This is a genomic window from Cupriavidus sp. 10L43_2, assembly GCF_056395265.1.
In genome coordinates, this window is record NZ_JBFTJE010000016.1 from 1 (window position 1) to 17,485 (window position 17,485).

The following is a 17,485-nucleotide window of genomic DNA, read 5'->3' on the forward strand; positions in this document are numbered from 1 at the left end:
GCACCCCGCAGCGCTCGCGCCCCGGCCGTGCCGGCGGCGGTGCGTCCGCCGGTGGCGCGCAAGCCGCAGCCGTCGGTGCTGGCCGCGCGCCAGCCGGCCACGCCCGCCAAGCCGCGTCCGGCAGTGACGCCCCAGCGCAAGGAGCCCGTGCTGTCCACGCCGGCCCGCCGCCGTCCCGCAGCCGCGCCCGCGCCTGCCACGGTCGAGGCTGGCGACTGGGAAACGTTCTGATCGACCGTCCCCACTTTCAGGCGGCGCCAGCGTCGCCTGAAAGCCGCCTGTAAGCCGGGCGGCACTTCGGCAAGCAGGGCCGGCGGCATGCGCCTACAATACCGGCTCTCCTTGACCAGACAAGAGCAGACACGGCCGGTCGCGCCGCCGTCTGCCACGCAGGCCTTCCATGTCCGCCCCTTCCGTGCCGCCTCCCCAGCAGTCATCCCCCCAGCCGTCCCTCCGGTCACCTGACGCCTCGCCGCCAGACGTGCCCGTCATGCAGGTGCTGTTCGGCCTGATGCTGGCCATCCTGCTTGGCGCGCTGGAACAGTCGATCGTGGCCGTGGTGCTGCCGGACATCGCGCTGCAGCTCAACGGCTTCGAGGATATGGCCTGGGTGATCTCGGCGTATCTCGTTGCCTCCACCGTGGTGACGCCGATCTACGGCAAGCTGTCCGACGTGCTCGGGCGCCGCTCCGTCCTCTCGTTCTCGATCATCCTGTTCCTGCTGGCGTCGATTTTCTGCGCCATGGCCACGACCATGCCGATGCTGATCCTCGCCCGCATCCTCCAGGGCCTGGGTGGCGGCGGGCTGATCTCGGTCTCGCAGGCGACCATCGCCGATGTGGTGCCGCTGCGCGAGCGTGGCCGCTATCAGGGCTATGTGAGCGGGGTCTGGGCCGTGGCGAGCATGGCCGGGCCGGTCATCGGCGGCTACCTGGCGCATTTCCTGTCCTGGCGCTGGATCTTCTGGATCAACATCCCGCTGTCCCTGCTGGCGCTGGTGGTGGTGCGCCGCGCGCTGCGCCACCTGCCCGTGGGCGGGCGCCGGCACCGCATCGACTACCTCGGCGCGCTGCTGTTCGGCGGCGGGCTCTCGGGCGTGCTGGTGTTCCTGACCCGTCTGGGGCAGGGCCACTCGCCGCTGGAATTCCAGACCCTCGGCCTGCTGGTGGCCGGCGTCGTCGGCATGGTGCTGTTCGTCTGGCAGGAGCGGCGCGCCGTCGACCCGGTGATTCCGCTGTCGATGCTGCGCGTGCCCACGGTGGCCATCTGCTGCACCACGCTGTTCCTGTGCTTCTTCCAGCTGATTGCGATGTCGGTGTTGCTGCCGCTGCGCTTCCAGGTGGTGGGCGGCGCCCATGCCGACACCGCCGCGCTGCGGCTGGTGCCGCTGACGCTGGCGATTCCGTTCGGCGCCTATATCTCCGGGCGGCTGATGTCGTGGAGCGGCCGTTACAAGCCGATGCAGCTGGCCGGCTCGATCATCGCGCCGCTGGCCATCGTGGCGCTGGCGTTCATGCCGCCGCAGGCCGTGATGGCGTCCGCGCTGGTGATGATCGTGCTCGGGCTCTCCATCGGCCTGCAACTGCCGAGCGGGCTGGTTGCCACGCAGAATTCGGTGCCGCCGCAGCAGGTGGGCATCGCCACGGCGCTGACGGCTTTCTCGCGGCTGCTGGGCGGGGCGGTGGGCGTGGCCGTGCTGACCACGGTGCTGATCGCCCTGCTGCGTCATAGCGGGATGGCCGTGAGCGACCTGAGCGGCGGCGAGGATGTGCTGATGAGCATGTTCCGGCGCGCGATGGGCGCGGCCAACGATGGCGACGCCGCGGCGGTGCGCGTGGCGGCCGAGCAGGCGTTCCGCACGCTGTTCCTGTTCAGCGCGGCAGTGTCCGTGATCGCCCCGTTCCTGGTGATGCGGCTGCGCGAGACCACGCTGCGCGGCAGCCCGGTTGCCGCTACGGCCGCGGCCAGCGCGGCGGAATAACCCGGCTTACCTGTTACGCGCTGCGCGCCACGCGCCGCCGGGCGCGGGCTGCCAGCCCGGGGCCGAGCACCCAGCGCAAGGTGGGCGCCAGCGCGCCCATCGCCGGCACGGCCAGGGTCCGGCGCACCGAGCGCCGGTGCAGCCCGAGCGCCTCGCGCGCCCAGGACGGCAACAGCGCCACGCCGGCATCGGCCATGGTCCGCACGGCCGGCACCAGCATCGGATTGGCCACCGGCATCGCCATCACCAGTCGCACCACTTCGCGCGTGCGCTCACTGTTAACTAAATAGGGACGCTGGGCTTCCAGGTAGGCGTGTACCTCGGCGCGGGATCTCGGCACGTCCGGCGCGCCCAGCAGGGCGGCCACGGTGGCTTCCTCGGCGTAGTAGCGGTCCTGATCGGCGGCCGAGAGCGGGCCGACATAGCGCAGGTATCCCGCCAAGAAACTCGACACTTCGGCCACATGCACCCAGGTCAGCAGCGCGGGGTCGTCGGCGGCGTAGGGCTGGCCGTTTGGCGCGAGGCCGCTGATATTGGCGTGGATGTGGCGCACGCGCTCGATCAGCCGCATGGCGTCCGCACGGCTGCCGTAGGTGGTGCCGGCGATGAACTGCGCGGTGCGGCCGAGCCGGCCCTGCATGTCCGTGCGGAAGGTGGAGTGGTCCCACACGCCGGCCAGCGCCAGCGGATGCAGCGCCTGGAGCAGCAGCGCGCTGACGCCGCCGGCCAGCATCGCCGGGAAATCGCCATGCACGCGCCAGCAGACCGCATCGGGGCCGAACAGGCCGGGATCGCCCGGCGGGTTGTCGTAGTCGATCGACAGGCCGGAGTTGCTGCGTGTGAGCGCGCGCACCTGCGCGCCGGCATGGCTGCGCAGGCGGGTCAGCAGCGGAGGGGTGGCGGGTTCCGTGGGGGGGCCGGGGACGCGTGAGGACATGCCGCTGGGGCGCCTCCCTGGCGCCCGGGGCCACGGGTCAATGAGTGGGGACGGATCAGTAGTAAATCAGTAGTAATGCAGGTCCGTGGCCTTGCCCCAGAATACACGGTACGCGTAGACCGTGTAACCCAGGATGGTGGGCAGCACCACCGCCGCGCCGATCAGGATCACTGCCAGCGATTCCGGCGCGCTGGCGGCCTGCCAGATGTCGATCTGATCCACCACGAGGTAGGGGAACAGGCTGTAGGCCAGGCCGTTGAACGCCATCAGGAAGATCACCGCCGTGCCAGCGAACGGCACCCAGCACCAGCGGTCGTTGCCGCGCGCGTGCAGGTCGCGCATCTTGCGCAGCAGCCGCTCCACCCCCACGAACACGCCCAGCGTAATCAGCGGAATCGGCGCCAGCAGGATGATGTTGGGCAGCGAGAACCATTTCTCGAAGATCCGCGCGCTGACCAGCGGCGTGACCACCGAGATGGCTGCCACGCCCAGCGCCGTCAGCCACAGGCTGCGCCGCGCCCAGTAGATGGCGCGCAGTTGCAGGCTGCCGGTGGTCTTCATGATCAGCCAGCTCGCGCCGAGCAGGCAGTAGCCGGCCACCAGGCACAGCCCCACGGCCACCGCGAACAGCAGGTTCGGCAGGTCGTAGCGGAAGCCGGTGATATAGAGGCCGAGCATCAGCCCCTGCGAGAAGCTGGCCAGCAGCGAGCCTGCGTTGAACGCGAAGTTCCACCACGGCTTGTGCGGATCGCGCGCCTTGACGCGGAAGTCGAACGCCACGCCGCGGATGATCAGGCCCGCCAGCATCATCGCCACGGGCAGGTAGAGGTGGGTCAGGATGGCGCCGTGCGCGAGCGGGAAGGCCGTCAGCAGCAGCCCCACGCCGAGCACCAGCCAGGTTTCGTTGGCATCCCAGAACGGGCCGATCGAGGCGATCATGCGGTCCTTGTCCGCATCGTCAGCCCGGCGCAGCAGCACGCCCACGCCGAGGTCGTAGCCGTCCAGGATCACGTAGATCAGCATCGCCAGCCCCATCAGGGCCAGGAAGACCAGCGGCATCCAGCCGGCCGGCTGGGTCAGGTCGGGAAGGGTGGCCGGGTTCATGACTTGCTCCTGGGTTGGCCGGGAAGGACGGGTTGCGGTGTCTGGAAGGCGTCGGGCGCGGCGGTATCCTCCGGCGGGGCGCCGACCTTGCGGGCGAGGTGGAACACCACCGAGATATAGGCCACGATCAGCGCCAGATAGAGCGCCAGGTACATCGCCAGCGTGCTGGCGATCATCGCGGCGGGCACCTTGGAGGCGGCCTGCGCCGTGGTCAGCACGCCGTAGACCAGATACGGCTGGCGGCCGATCTCGGTCACGTACCAGCCGGCGACGAGCGCCACCCAGCCGGAGAAGGTCATGGCCACCAGCGCGCGGGCCATCCACGGCGCGGGCTCGCCGCGCCGGCGGAACTGCCACGCGCCGATCCACGACACGGCCAGCATCAGCAGGCCCACGCCGACCATGATGCGGAAGGCGAAGAACAGCGGGGCCACGGGGGGATGGCGGTCCGGGAAGGCGTCGATGCCCTTGATTTCGCCCTCGAGGTCATGGGCGAGGTAGAGCGAGGCCAGCTTGGGAATGGCGATTTCGAAGTCGTTGGTCTGTGTGCGGGCGTTGGGAATGCCGAACAGCACAGCCGGCGCGCCCTTCTCGGTCTTCCAGATGCCCTCCATCGCGGCGATCTTGGCCGGCTGGTGATGGAGCGTATTCAGGCCGTGGAGGTCGCCCGCCACGATCTGCAGCGGGATCAGGATCGCCGCGAGCACCACGCCGGTCCGCATCGCATGGATGACATCGCGCCCATGGTCCCCGCGCAGCCAGCGGTAGGCCGAGACGCCGGCCAGCAGGAAGGCCACGGTCAGCCCGGACGCCAGCAGCATGTGGGTCAGGCGGTAGGGGAACGACGGATTGAAGATGACTTCGAGCCAGCTCGTCACGTGGGCGCGGCCATCGATCATCTCGAAGCCGGCCGGGGTCTGCATCCACGAATTCAGCGCGAGGATCCAGAACGCCGACAGCGTGGTGCCGCCCGCCACCAGCAGCGTGGCGATGGTGTGGGTGCGGTTGCTGACGCGCCGCATGCCGAACAGCATGATGCCGAGGAAGGTGGCCTCCAGGAAGAAGGCGGTCAGCACCTCGTAGGCCAGCAGCGGGCCGGCGATGTTGCCGACGGTTTCCATATAGCCAGGCCAGTTGGTGCCGAACTGGAAACTCATGGTGATGCCGCTGACCACGCCGAGCGCGAAAGTCAGGGCGAAGATCTTGACCCAGACGCGGTAGGCGGCCATCCAGCTTTCATCGCCGGTCTTGCCGTAGCGCAGCTTGAAGAACAGCAGCACCCAGCCCAGCGAGATGCTGATCGTGGGGAAAAGGATGTGGAACGTGATGTTGGCGGCAAACTGGATGCGCGCCAGCACCACGGGGTCGAGACTGGCAAACACGGGCTACTCCTTGCGGGGGCGGGAGGACTTTGCGGGGGTCTTGGGGGCTTTCTTGGGGGCGGCGGCGGGGGACTTGTCGGCGCCCTTGTCAGCGCTCTTGTCGCCGCCCATGCCGATGGCACTGGCGAAGCGGTCCTTGACGTCGAGCAGCTTGGTCACACGGGAGCCGAGCCGCATGAGCTTTTCCAGCGTGGCGACGTCCAGCCGCTGCATGTCGCCAAACCACGTGGTCACCAGCAGGATCAGGCCGTACATCTCCTTCATGCGCGCCTGGGCGTGGCGGTCTTCCGGGGAGGTGGCCGCCTCGAGCTGCACTTCGCGCAGCATGGACAGCGTGGGATCGATCTCGCGGCGGCGGCGCTCCTCGGCCAGCGTGCGGAAAATCGCCCAGACGTCATCGGGCGCGGAAAAGTACTCGCGGCGGTCGCCCGGCTGGTGGGAGAGCTTCACCAGACTCCAGGATTCCAGTTCCTTGAGGCCGATACTGACGTTGGAGCGCGAGAAACCGAGCGATTCGGCGATTTCATCGGCATTGAGGGGGCGCGAGGCGGTGAAGAGCAGGGCGTAAATCTGACCGACCGTCCGGTTAATACCCCAGCGGCTACCCATCTCACCAAAGTGAAGGACAAAGCGCTGGATCAGGGGCGAGAGCTGCATGAACGTTTCGAACTTTCAGTAATTTGTGAAAGTTTAATACGGATCAAGGAGGCATGCAGGAGTTTTTGCGGTGCGTCAAAAGGTCACAGAAGCCATCGTCAGCATGATCTTCCCCACATTCTGGTTGGATTCCATGCGGTGGTGCGCATCAGCTGCATTCTTCAACGGAAACGTGCTGTCGATGACGGGCATCAGGCAGTGGCTTGCAAATCGAGGAAGCCACGTATCTGCGAACCGGCGAGTCATGGCATGTTTCACCGCTGGCGGGCGCGATTTCATGACCGTTCCCATGATTTGCAGGTGTCGGTAGAGCACTCGATCCAGCGGAAGCTCGGCGCCTTGGATGCCGCCAAGGATGCCAACTTGAACCAGCCGACCGCCAAAGCCCAGGGAGCGAATGTTGCGTGCCAGGTAGGGCGCGCCGACGAAATCGATAATCACATCGACGCCGCGCTCCTCGGTGACTTTATTCACCACCGCCTCGAAGTCTTCGGTCTTGTAATCAATGGCGACATCGGCGCCGAAACCGATTACGGCTTCGCGCTTGCTGCCGTCGGCCGTTGCCAGCACCCGGGCACCTACCGCGTGCGCCAGTTGCACTGCGGCCGAGCCGACGCCACCAGCCGCCGCATGGATCAGTACCGACTCGCCTGATGCCAGCCGACCAAGATGACCAAGCGCCTCCCAGGCGGTGACGAATACTTCTGGCAACGCGCCCGCATGCACGTCGTCCAGCCCATCGGGAATGTGCATGGCCATGCGATAGTCGATGCGTGCCAGCTCCGCGTATCCGCCGCCGCCCACGATTCCCATGACGCGATCCCCAATGGCGAAACCCTGCACCTCTGAGCCGATTGCAATCACCTCGCCGGCAATCTCCAGGCCCATGATGTCCGAATCGCCGAAGTTCGTGCGCCCGTACCCCCCACGCCTGTGCGTCAGATCCGCTCGGTTCAGACCGGCAGCACGATTGCGCACCAGCAAGTCATGGGGCCTGACCTCCGGATCCGGCACATCGGTGAGTTGCAGAACGTCGGCGTCGCCGAATTCGGCGAAGGTGATGGCTTTCATGGTTTGTCCCTGGTGGATCGCGCTTGCGCCGGACGACAGCCGCCCGAACATTGGTAGCCAGTATAGAGTTGCACACCGATGAATCGATGCGGCAATATTCAGCTTCTCCAATGCAAAAACGCATCACAAGGCCGACAGCATGAACTGGGATGACACACGGGTATTCCTCGCCGTGCAGCGCGAACGTACGCTGCGCAAGGCCGCCAAAGTAGTGGGGCTGGACCAGGCTACTGTCGGACGGCGCATTGCCGCGCTTGAGCATGCATTGGGCGCCACGTTGTTCTTTCGGGCGTCGGATGGCTACGCCCTGACATCTGCTGGCGAAAGTGTCCTCAAAGCAGCGGAGAAGATGGAGCAGTCCGCGCATGAACTGGCCAGGCAGGCACAAGGTGTAGACAATCGGCTGGCGGGTGAGGTGAGGGTGACCACGACAGATTCGCTCGCACTCGCGTTCGTGATCCCGGCGATTGCCAGCTTGCACGTCGAACATCCGGACGTCAGGGTGCAATTGAGCACCTCCACACAAGTGCTCAACCTCGCTCGGCGCGAATCGGACATCGCCATTCGTACGCAGAAACCGGAAAGCCCCGACCTGGTGGCACGGCGATTGGCCCGCTGGCGCGTGGGGCTCTATGCAACGGAGCATTACCTGAGTCGCCACGGCGAGCCTGAACGTGGGACGGGATTCGCGGGGCACGATCTCGTGCTCTATCAGCCGTTCCTGGCAGCCAACAGCAGACCCACTCTGGTGGGCGAGCCAATCCACGCGGGACGCATTGTCGCCAGTGTGCACTCAAGCCTGATGCTGCGAGCGATGATCCGTGCCGATATCGGTATCGGCGAGGTGCCGGTGCATATGGGCGAACGGGATGGGCTGGTAAGGATCTGGCCCGAGCTTTCAAGGGCGGCAGCCTACGAAGTCTGGCTGGTCACCCACCAGGACCTCCGTCATACCGCGAGGGTTCGGGCGATGATCGATGCCATTGCGGCGCGCTTTGAGGCCGAGGGATGAGGTGCAACGGTGTCTAGCGCTATTTTTGCGTGCGCCTGATTGGTGGATCCGGTTTTACCTGGGCGCCCAGCCCAAGGCAGTCGGGCCGCCCCGGGCAATGAATTTCTGGTCTCGACCCATTAGCGTCGTTCGGCTCCCTCACAATTGGCGGCAGGAATCTAGCGGAACACGGCCGATCGATTATGCGGGGCTTGAAAGGAGCGATGTGAGGGCTCCTAGTACTGAAACCAAAAATGCGTCCTCGATTTTAGTTTGGCTTATTTCTGATGTAAATTAATCGATACATCGCAGCATTTGTCTCTGTTTAGACTCGGGCCGAAATCAATCAACGCGGCGCTCCGGAAGCCGTGATTTTCGGAAGGGGTCATAGCGTGCGACTATTTAATTTTTGGACGGGCGCCTCGCGCGCACGGATTCGATTTACAGGCTTGGTCCTCACCATTTTCGCTGGTTGCTTCATCGGTTCGACAACAAACGCCTCGCCCCCTGTAACGCTTTGGTATAGTGGTTGGGCAGGGAACTATGGGACGCTGCACAGCACCGCACAGTCGGCTTGTTCCAATCACGACTACTGGATGTGGGGCGGCGACTACACCTATCGCTATGTCGACCCTCCTGAGGCGTCCCATCCAGGATTTTGGTGTGAGCCACTGTATCGGGGGCAGCCGATGGCGCCGGGTTATTGGCGAGACGTTTATGGCGTGTACATCGGTCAGAAGGAACTGTGTATTGATCCCGTACGTCGCACCTACAACCTCTACTGGCAGAGAAGTCCTAACGTCGCATTGGAGGATCAGTGCCCTGATTTACCTAAGGCCACTGCCAACGCTTGCCCGATAGGGAATCCCGTCTCCGCCTTGACGGGGCAAAAGATTCAAGTGGAGAGTCCAGATTTCCAATCTTGGGGCTCTCATCCACTGGTGTTCCAGCGCACTTTCCGATCAGACGCAGCTGGGTACGGCATTAGTGTCGGTGCAATTGGAAGCTGGAGCCACAATTGGCAGCGTCGGCTGAATGTGGGATTGGTCGCCGATCCCTCGCCAACCATCATGGCTCGCCGCTCAGATGGGACCGCGCAGCGCTTTGTTCGCGACGGACAGAGATGGATTGCGGCAGAAGGCCAGTCGCGCGATTACATTCAAGGGGGACCGAACGAGAAGGGAGTCGGCGCCTGGCAGTACCATGTCGCCGCAACCGACAGCGTTGAGGCATACGATGCGGCTGGACTCTTGCTCACGGTCACAGAGCGTAATGGTTGGGTTACGACGCTCACCTACACAAGTGGAGCGACGGCAACCGCGCCGGGAGGAAACGCTGGGTTGTTGGATGTTGTTCGAAACCAATTCGGTAGCGCATTGAGGTTTTCTTACGACTCAAAAAACCGGCTCATTAGTATCGAGACACCAGACGGCAAGCAGATTCGCTACGGTTACGACGCAGACGGAACCTTGACAGTGAGGTGGCCCGACCAAACAGTGCGCCGCTATCACTATGGTGAGGACATTTCGGGCTTTATGTCAGCGTTGCCTGGGCGGCTGACCGGGATTACTGATGAGGCCGGCGTTCGTTTTTCCACCTATAGGTACAACACGGGCAGCACATACGATCCGACCAGCGGATTTGTAACTAGCGAAGAGCACGCGGGTGGCGCCGACAAGCTTTCGTTCAGTTACAACACCAGTTCCACCCAGGTGATAGACGGAAACGCGCTGACGCGCACCTTCAACTATCAACTGGCCGGCAAGCTGCGGCAACCCACCGGTGCTTCAGGGACGGCCCCCATTGGCGATCCGTTCAACACAATCCAATACGATGCCGGCAACAACGTCAGCCGCACGGTCGATCGGAATGGCAGCGATACCCGCTACAGCTACGACGCGCAGGGCCGCGAGACGCAACGCATCGAGGGCTACGGTACGGCCGACGCGAAGACCACGACGACTGAGTGGCATCCGACGTGGAACCTACCTATCAAAGCCGCCGTACCAGGCAGGATCGATAGCTTTGAATATGATGCGAACGGTCGCGTAACCAGCTACGCACGGTATCCAACGTCGGACAGCAACGGAAGCCAGGGCACGAGCGGCGCACCAGCAGGATCGATCGCCAGGTCCATATGGACCTATAACGAGCAAGGGCTTCTTGCGTCGACAGTGGAATCTGTCGATGGAAACGCCACTGGTCAATGGGCTTTTACCTATGATCCAATGGGAAATCTATCGAGTGTGACGACCCCAGAGGGGAAAACTGGCCAAGCATTGCGATATGACTCTGCAGGCCGAGTGTTGGAGGCCATAGATGCCGATGGAAATCATCAGCAATATGAGTACAACTCTCGTGGACAGATCATGCGATATGACGTCGCCGGAAAAACGGTCAGATATGAATACGATGCACTGGGGTTCCTGACGGCGGTACGCGGACCGGAGGGCTCCTACATCGGCTATGAATATGACGATGCACATCACCTAAGGGCATTCTTACTGCAACCGGAAGTAACCGAAACGGTCAGTACCATTAGTCCGTTCTCCACTGCTCAGACAACTGATCACTCAGGCAATGTGAAGAGCGCGAGAATATGGCAGCGGATGTGGAGTTTGATCAAGTCTTGGCTCGGAGCGCTTGTGGGCAACGCGCATGCGCAATCATCTGTTCAGAGAATACCCGTGCCCCAGGCGCCAGCAATGGGGGCGCCAGGATGCAACGGTACCGGATGTCAGCAAACGTTTCTCGACTGCTTGGCGAATTGCATCCGTGCCTATGACCCACTCAGCGATGAGTTTAAGGTTGCCCTTACTGGACTTGGCGGTACCTTTCCGAAGGCAATGGTAGGTTTACCCAGAGGTCTCGGCGGCGCCAGTCGGATGACGACCGTGCCAAGCGCACTAGCGCACGGTTTGGGCGGAGGGGGAGCCGGAACTGTCGGAGGTGCGGCAAGGGTCGTTGGCCGAGTTGTCTCTCCGGTTTGGATTGGCTACGGAATCTACCTTGCTGGAATGGAAGGGTACTGCGCGGCAGACTGTGCAATGAGTGCCTGTTCACACTGAAACGACTATGAAAGTGTTCATCTTCTGCTTTGTTGCGTTGGTGGTGACCATAGGGACCATCTGGCTGAATGCCAAATCGAGAAAGAGGACGTCAATGAGCTTCCAAGAAAGAGAGATCCTGGATGAGAATGCTTTGTATTCCCGTTTTTACGCCGATAGCGGTATTTCTCAAGCTCGCGTTCTGGAGCTTTGGCACGAAGTGGCCAGTGCTTTGAGAGTATCCGCTGGGTTGCTACGTCCGGAAGACCAATTCGGCAAAGACATCGGAGCCTGGTCGATTACGAGCGAGGACTTGGACTACCTGGGCCAACTAGCTATCAAACGAGCGAAAAGGGAAGGCAGGAGTATTGATCTGCAAGCCATTAAGTCCGTTGACGACTACGTTCGGGCGTTGGGCTAGGTGCGCTCGCGCCGGGTTGATCATCCGTTGGCGCTTGACGGCTAGGGGTTTCGCGACCGGGCATTCTGGACCAATGTTGGCGCCCAAGTCAGTGTCAGTTTGTGACTGCACAGCAGTCGCTCGCCGACCAAATGGGCAATGGCTGCTTCTGGCCGGTCGCTGCCCTCGATGCGTTGCGGGTGCCGGAGGCAATTGCCGACTCTCAAGCGACTTTCGTCAATCCAAGGGGGCGCACTAGTCAAGTAATGGATCCCGCTAGCTTCAGCCTTAATTCGCGCGCCGGCGTAGTGCATTCCGGGAAATCAATAGGGAGAAATGTATCTATCGGGCAAGGAAGGAGCTCGAAGCGTCTCCGCGGATGCCCCATGAACACCACGTGCCGTCGGCCGATTGCTGAACGAGGACAAAGTCACCGGCATCCTCATCGAACAAGAGTCGATGGCAACTGTCTTCGGCGACAACGTAAGCTTTCCGTTTGCCTTTCGGCAGCCGGTCCTGGGCCGGTATGAGGGCGTCGTCGCAGTCATATCGGGTCTTATACGGCTCGACAAGCAAGTTGCGCATTTTGTCGAGTTCTTGCGAGATTCTCTCGATGCCCCATGGCTCGCCAACGGTAGTTCCTTTGGGCGGCGTGCGGAAATCCGCCATGTATTGCGCCATATCGTCGAGGACCTTGGCCCTGAGTAGTTTGAGCGCAGCTTCCGTGACCATTATTTTCCCGTAAGGAGTTACGCGTTGCGACAGCCTGATTCATCCAATTGTCGTGCAAAGGCAAGTAATTCAAATTGTCGGATCGAGCTTAGCAGAGGCCGTCTCAGCAATGACATGTCGCGAAGTGGGGTGTTGGAAGTTGGGGACGGTAGTCAGTAGGCGATGCGGCCTTCGCTGAAAGTTCGTTCCGCAGTGGCCGCCCTAAGCGAATGACTCCTACTGGCCGGTCTCGGCCGTCTGAACTGCCGCCGCTGGGCGCGTTGGGCGGGGGACTGCATCCGACCCTTCTGAGACAAGCGACGCGCTGCTTGTTGGTCGGCTGGCCACTAGCGCGAACCGCCCGTTGTAGCGGGACCGCAACCCGCCGTCCCACCTTCGTTTTCCAGGATTCGCTGACGTCACCCACGAAAACGCAATGCGTCTACGACTAACGAGAACGCCGGAGAAGGCTGCCGTTGACTCGGGTAGTAGAGGTGGTAGCCGGCAAATTTCGGGCACCAGTCTTCCAGCACGCGCACCAGCCGCCCGCCGATGACATGGGGCATCACCTCGTCTTCGGGCAGCAGGGCGACGCCCAAGCCGGCGAGTGCCGCTTCCACTTGCGGCGGCGTGGTGTTGAAGATGAGGGGCCCGTCCACGCGCACATTGACCTTGCGGCCGCGACGCTCGAAGTCCCATACGTATAGGCCGCCGGAAGTCGGCATGCGCTGATTGATGCAACGATGCTCCGTCAGATCCCGGGGCTGCTTCGGCGCCGGGTGGGCAGCGAAATACTCGGGCGATGCGACCACCGCCAGGCGTAGCGTTGGCCCGATCGCGACGGCGATCATGTCCTTGTCGATCGTGCTGCCGATGCGCACGCCGGCATCGAAGCGGTCGGCCACGATGTCACGGAAGCCGTAGTTCACGTCGAACTCCACCGTGATGTCCGGGTACTCTCGCAGCAACGGCGCGAGCCTGGGCAGCAGGCTGCTTTGCAGCACGTGGTCGCCGCAGGTGATGCGTACCGTGCCGGCCGGCTTGTCCCGCAGTTCGGTCAAGGCATCGAGCTCGGATTCGATCTCGTCGAAACGCCGCCCGATGGCCTGCATCAGGCGCTCGCCGGCCGCCGTCGTCGAGACGCTGCGCGTCGTCCGCGTCAGGAGGCGGATCTGCAGCCGCTCCTCAAGCCCCCGGATGGATTGGCTCAACGCCGATTGTGTAACCCCGAGACTCGCCGCGGCGCGCGTGAAGCTGCCCTCCCGCGCCACGGTCACGAATCCAAGCAGGTCGTTCAGGTTCTTCCTTGCCACGACTCCCGCCTCCCATTCATTAGTCCGGCTACTAGATGCATTCAGGATTCATTATCTAGTAGTGCGCGTGGGTCGTCACCATAATCTGGGGCATGACGAAAGCTCCATCAACCCTTCCCCCTAAACTCTGCAGCACGCCGATGACAGCGCAATCATGTGTCGCTCCTGCTACCCGCGGCGAACCATCGAGCCACTGGAGTGGCGTGTTCGCGATGGCGCTATGCGTCTTTGCACTGATTGCATCGGAGTTCATGCCGGTCAGCCTGCTCACGCCGATCGCAACGGATCTACGCGTCAGCGAGGGCATGGCCGGTCAGGCGATCGCCGTGTCCGGCGCTTTCGCTGTCTTGACCAGCCTCGTGCTTCCGGCCTTGGCGCGGCGGCTGGATCGCAAGACCGTCCTGCTGTGTATGACCGCTTCCATGGCCGTGTCCGGCGCCCTGATCGCTTCGGCCCAGGGTCTTGTGATGTACATGATGGGCCGTGTCCTGATCGGGGTGTCCGTCGGCGGCTTCTGGTCCATGTCCGCCGCTACGGCCATCCGGCTCGTTCCCGCGCCGAAGGTACCGCGCGCGCTGGCGATCTTCAACGGCGGCAATGCGCTCGCCACCGTCATCGCCGCACCGCTGGGCAGCTTCATCGGCTCGCTGGTCGGATGGCGTGGTGCCTTCTTCGGTCTCGTGCCCGTCGCGGTGCTCGCCTTCGCCTGGCAATGGACGAGCCTGCCGTCGATGCCGGCAGACGCACCGGCTCCCGGATCCCGCAATGCACTGCGCCTGCTATCGGATCCGCTGGTGCTGCGGGGGATGGCGGCAGTTGGCCTTCTCTTCATGGGGCAGTTCGCGCTTTTCACCTATGTGCGCCCCTTTCTGGAAACGACGACGAACGTCAACGCCGCGACCCTGTCGCTGGCACTGCTCGCGATCGGGGTGGCGGGCCTCATCGGCACCGCCCTCATCGGCTGGTTCCTCTCGCGCAACCTGTACCGGACGCTGGTCGCCATGCCGCTCGCGATGGCCGCGGTGGCCGTGGCGCTGGCTCTGTTCGGAGAACAAACCGGCGCCGCCGTTGGGCTGCTGGCGATGTGGGGATTGCTCGCGACTGCCGCGCCCGTCGGCTGGTGGAGCTGGCTGGCAACGACGCTGCCGGAAAGTGCCGAAGCGGGTGGCGGGCTGATGGTGGCCGTGGTTCAGCTGGCCATTGCACTGGGCTCGACGGTCGGAGGACTGCTATTCGATGCCCACGGCTACGCCAGCACCTTCGGCTTCAGCGCACTCCTCCTAGTGTCTGCAGCCGCCCTGGCATTGACGACGGCGAATCGCAGTCGCCGGGTGGCGTGATTCACTGCGTGAGGTGAAGGACCTGCGATCGCCGTCCGGGCGGCACTCCAGGCGGCACTCGACGGAAAACCGGTGGAGTGGTTGGAACCCGTTTCCGATAAACCCGATTTGGGAGAGAAGTTATGATCAAGGACAAAGTTGCCATCATCACGGGCGCTTCGTCGGGTATCAATGCCAAGTCCGTCAATAAGGCCTACGAAGTTATAAGCCAGACAAGGCTCTCGCATTAGTTCATGTTGGAGCCGAGTTGTCGCGTCCAGTTCTTCTCGGCTCTCAAGATGCAATCGGTCTGCCGTCCGCTCCCGGAAACGGTGCCTGAAATTTCCTCTGTGATTTGCTCCCCATGGACCAGCCGCCCAGTAACAGACCGCCGATGGAACGGGGTACTTTGGGCCGCTTTCAGAAGCTAGTGCTGGAGGATCATCGACAGGAATTGTCTTGCACGGTCGGAGCGATTGGCGGGATCACCGAAGAATTCGTCCTTCGAGCAATCTTCAACAATCTGCCCCGCGTCCATGAATATCACCCGATCCGCAACCTTGCGTGCGAAGCCCATTTCATGCGTGACACACATCATCGTCATTCCCTCCTGCGCGAGTTCCACCATGACGTCCAGCACTTCGTTGACCATCTCCGGGTCGAGTGCCGAGGTGGGCTCGTCGAATAGCATGCAGATGGGATCCATTGACAGCGCGCGTGCGATAGCCACCCGCTGCTGCTGACCACCCGACAACTGCCCGGGATACTTGGCCGCTTGCTGGCGCAGTCCGACACGGTCGAGATAGCGTATCCCGTTGTCGAGCGCTTCCTCACGCGAACGTCCCATGACTTTGATCTGCGCGATGCAGAGGTTCTCGACGATAGAGAGGTGAGGGAACAGCTCAAAGTTTTGAAACACCATGCCGACGCGGGAACGCAGCTTTGGGAGATTGGTCTTGCGATGGCTGACAGAGATGCTGTCCACAAGAATCTCACCTTGTTGGATCGGCTCTAGCGCTGGATTTGCCCCCGTATCCCCGGACACGGTCTCACGCTTAGGTTGAGAACCCCACAGCCCGCCTGAACTCCCGCGGAGAGCGGTAATTCAGGGCGCTATGGGGGTGTTGCTCGTTGTAGTGCTCGAAGGCAATTGCCAGGTTGCGAACGGCCGTCTTCGCATCCGGCTTGGGCATGAAGGCGACGTAGTCTCGCTTCATGGTCTTTACGAAATTAGAGGCCGCGGCTCAGGTCCATCAGCATGCGGGTGCTCAGGTACAGGCGGCGCGGGATGGCATCTACCAGAACATACTCGGCGGACGAGGTGTGATAGCCAAAGCCTGGGAGGCCCATGCTTTCCACCACCGGCTTGCCGGACAACGCTGCGTAGGCCGCGTCAGTACCGCCTCCGGTCCGGGTATCGGACACTGTCAACGAATAGCCAAGCTCTTGGTAGATCGAGGCCGCCTTGTTGGCGAGGAACTTGCCACCATCGTTTGCGTTAAAGGCAGGCCGGCCGCGTGTGACGCTAACCTCTACCTTGGCAGCGGCCAAGCGCTTGCGTTGCGCCCGCTCGTCGAGCATCGACTTGATCGCGTCGAGATCTTCGTTGCGACCGTAGCGGACGTCGGCGTTCAGCGTGGCGGAGTCGGGAATAGCGTTCGATGCGCTGCCGGCCTTGGCCAGCGTCCAATTGAAGCGCATCTCCTTATCCTTGCTGTCGATGTCCTGCGTGCGCAGGATGAGGTCGGCTGCCTCGGTCAGCGCGTTGACACCGAGTTCTGGGGCGACGCCGGCGTGTGCCGCCTTGCCGGTGATTGTTGCCTCGACGTATGCAATACCCGACGTGGCGAGGCCGATGCCTTCCGTTTCTCCGCTGGGTTCATGGGAGATGACATAGTCGGCGGCCGCCGCCAGTTGCTGAATGAGATCGCGCGAACCGAATGAGCCTTTCTCTTCGTCGGTATTGAACATGACGACGATCTCGCCATACTCGTTGAAGCCTCGCGACTTGAGGATTGCGAGCGAGTTGAGAATGACGGCGATGCCGCCCTTATCGTCCGCGATGCCGGGACCGTAGGCCCGATTCCCTTCGACGCGGAACGGTGCCTTGGCGATATATCCTCTCGGATAGACGGTATCCATATGCGCGATCATCAGAATCTTGACCGAGCCGGTGCCTTTGAACCGTCCAACAATGTTCTCTCCGACTACGCCGGCTTCGGCCTTGTGGCGGCTGACAGTCGCACCAAGCCCCGCGAGTTGCTGAGCGAGATAGTCGGACATCTGAGGCATTCCAACTGCGTCGCCAGTTCCAGTTTCAATATTGACCATCTGCTCCAGCATCTGCATGACGACCGGCTGTTGGGCCTTTGACGCAGTGTCTAATGCGCTGTCATAGGTAGCACTGGCTGCATTGCTATCCGAGCAGCCGGAGGTTACGAACGTGGCGGCTGCAAGGGCAACCGCACACAGGACCATGCGTTTCATGTCTTCTCCTCTGGATGGTGAAATTCGCTACAGGCGCTGCAGCGAGGACAGGGGTTCCACCGCGCTACGCTGGCGACGGCAGCAC

General features: G+C 62.8%; 14 protein-coding genes and 2 pseudogenes. 6 read left to right on the forward strand and 10 right to left on the reverse strand.

Annotation, left to right across the window (positions count from 1 at the left end):
* Together AC1DEL_RS20390 and AC1DEL_RS20395 are read left to right on the forward strand one after the other, a co-directional pair.
* Positions 1 to 231, forward strand: a pseudogene (locus tag AC1DEL_RS20390) (methyl-accepting chemotaxis protein); the annotation flags it as partial.
* A gap of 169 nt (positions 232 to 400) precedes the next feature.
* On the forward strand, positions 401 to 1,981 hold the full coding sequence (locus AC1DEL_RS20395) for an MDR family MFS transporter (protein ID WP_441592378.1): 1,581 nt from the start codon (positions 401 to 403) through the stop codon (positions 1,979 to 1,981).
* A 13-nt stretch (positions 1,982 to 1,994) separates the two neighbouring features.
* Here the strand turns inward: AC1DEL_RS20395 and AC1DEL_RS20400 are convergent, their stop codons facing one another.
* The 5 genes from AC1DEL_RS20400 to AC1DEL_RS20420 form a co-directional block, all read right to left on the reverse strand.
* Complete coding sequence (locus AC1DEL_RS20400) at positions 1,995 to 2,918, reverse strand: oxygenase MpaB family protein (RefSeq protein WP_441592379.1); 924 nt, start codon at positions 2,916 to 2,918, stop codon at positions 1,995 to 1,997.
* A gap of 66 nt (positions 2,919 to 2,984) precedes the next feature.
* Positions 2,985 to 4,022, reverse strand: a complete 1,038-nt coding sequence (locus AC1DEL_RS20405; protein ID WP_477125376.1) for a cytochrome d ubiquinol oxidase subunit II — start codon at positions 4,020 to 4,022, stop codon at positions 2,985 to 2,987.
* Positions 4,019 to 5,404 carry a cytochrome ubiquinol oxidase subunit I gene (locus AC1DEL_RS20410; RefSeq protein WP_477125377.1) on the reverse strand — a complete coding sequence of 462 codons (1,386 nt, stop codon included), beginning with the start codon at positions 5,402 to 5,404 and terminating at the stop codon, positions 4,019 to 4,021. Before AC1DEL_RS20410 ends, AC1DEL_RS20405 begins: the two co-directional genes overlap by 4 nt.
* A gap of 3 nt (positions 5,405 to 5,407) precedes the next feature.
* A complete protein-coding gene (locus AC1DEL_RS20415) occupies positions 5,408 to 6,061 on the reverse strand; it encodes a GbsR/MarR family transcriptional regulator (RefSeq protein ID WP_477113209.1) in 654 nt (217 codons plus the stop codon).
* Between the two features lie 75 nt (positions 6,062 to 6,136).
* On the reverse strand, positions 6,137 to 7,132 hold the full coding sequence (locus tag AC1DEL_RS20420; RefSeq protein WP_477107785.1) for an NAD(P)H-quinone oxidoreductase: 996 nt from the start codon (positions 7,130 to 7,132) through the stop codon (positions 6,137 to 6,139).
* Between the two features lie 139 nt (positions 7,133 to 7,271).
* Between AC1DEL_RS20420 and AC1DEL_RS20425 the strand changes: the two genes are divergently transcribed.
* The 3 genes from AC1DEL_RS20425 (at position 7,272) to AC1DEL_RS20435 (ending at position 11,591) form a co-directional block, all read left to right on the forward strand.
* A complete protein-coding gene (locus AC1DEL_RS20425) occupies positions 7,272 to 8,144 on the forward strand; it encodes a LysR family transcriptional regulator (protein WP_477110019.1) in 873 nt (290 codons plus the stop codon).
* 428 nt (positions 8,145 to 8,572) lie between these two features.
* Complete coding sequence (locus AC1DEL_RS20430) at positions 8,573 to 11,191, forward strand: DUF6531 domain-containing protein (protein ID WP_477125378.1); 2,619 nt, start codon at positions 8,573 to 8,575, stop codon at positions 11,189 to 11,191.
* A 7-nt stretch (positions 11,192 to 11,198) separates the two neighbouring features.
* Positions 11,199 to 11,591 (forward strand): hypothetical protein, encoded by a 393-nt coding sequence (locus AC1DEL_RS20435; protein WP_477113919.1) that lies wholly within the window; start codon positions 11,199 to 11,201, stop codon positions 11,589 to 11,591.
* Between the two features lie 321 nt (positions 11,592 to 11,912).
* On the opposite strand, the gene AC1DEL_RS20440 is transcribed toward AC1DEL_RS20435, so the two are convergent.
* Together AC1DEL_RS20440 and AC1DEL_RS20445 are read right to left on the reverse strand one after the other, a co-directional pair.
* Positions 11,913 to 12,302: a hypothetical protein gene (locus tag AC1DEL_RS20440; RefSeq protein ID WP_477125379.1), complete on the reverse strand. Its 390-nt coding sequence runs from the start codon at positions 12,300 to 12,302 to the stop codon at positions 11,913 to 11,915.
* 398 nt (positions 12,303 to 12,700) lie between these two features.
* On the reverse strand, positions 12,701 to 13,594 hold the full coding sequence (locus AC1DEL_RS20445; protein ID WP_477125380.1) for a LysR family transcriptional regulator: 894 nt from the start codon (positions 13,592 to 13,594) through the stop codon (positions 12,701 to 12,703).
* 212 nt (positions 13,595 to 13,806) lie between these two features.
* Here AC1DEL_RS20445 and AC1DEL_RS20450 point away from each other — a divergent pair, with 212 nt between their 5' ends.
* Positions 13,807 to 14,934 carry an MFS transporter gene (locus tag AC1DEL_RS20450; protein ID WP_477125423.1) on the forward strand — a complete coding sequence of 376 codons (1,128 nt, stop codon included), beginning with the start codon at positions 13,807 to 13,809 and terminating at the stop codon, positions 14,932 to 14,934.
* 406 nt (positions 14,935 to 15,340) lie between these two features.
* Here the strand turns inward: AC1DEL_RS20450 and AC1DEL_RS20455 are convergent, their stop codons facing one another.
* The 3 genes and pseudogenes from AC1DEL_RS20455 to AC1DEL_RS20465 form a co-directional block, all read right to left on the reverse strand.
* Entirely contained in the window at positions 15,341 to 16,018 is a 678-nt protein-coding gene (locus AC1DEL_RS20455; RefSeq protein WP_477125424.1) for an amino acid ABC transporter ATP-binding protein, read from the reverse strand.
* Positions 15,969 to 16,151: pseudogene (locus AC1DEL_RS20460) on the reverse strand (integrase core domain-containing protein); the annotation flags it as partial. The pseudogene AC1DEL_RS20460 and the gene AC1DEL_RS20455, both read right to left, overlap by 50 nt.
* Complete coding sequence (locus AC1DEL_RS20465; RefSeq protein ID WP_441645426.1) at positions 16,144 to 17,400, reverse strand: glutamate carboxypeptidase; 1,257 nt, start codon at positions 17,398 to 17,400, stop codon at positions 16,144 to 16,146. The pseudogene AC1DEL_RS20460 and the gene AC1DEL_RS20465, both read right to left, overlap by 8 nt.
* Between the last annotated feature and the right edge of the window lie 85 nt (positions 17,401 to 17,485).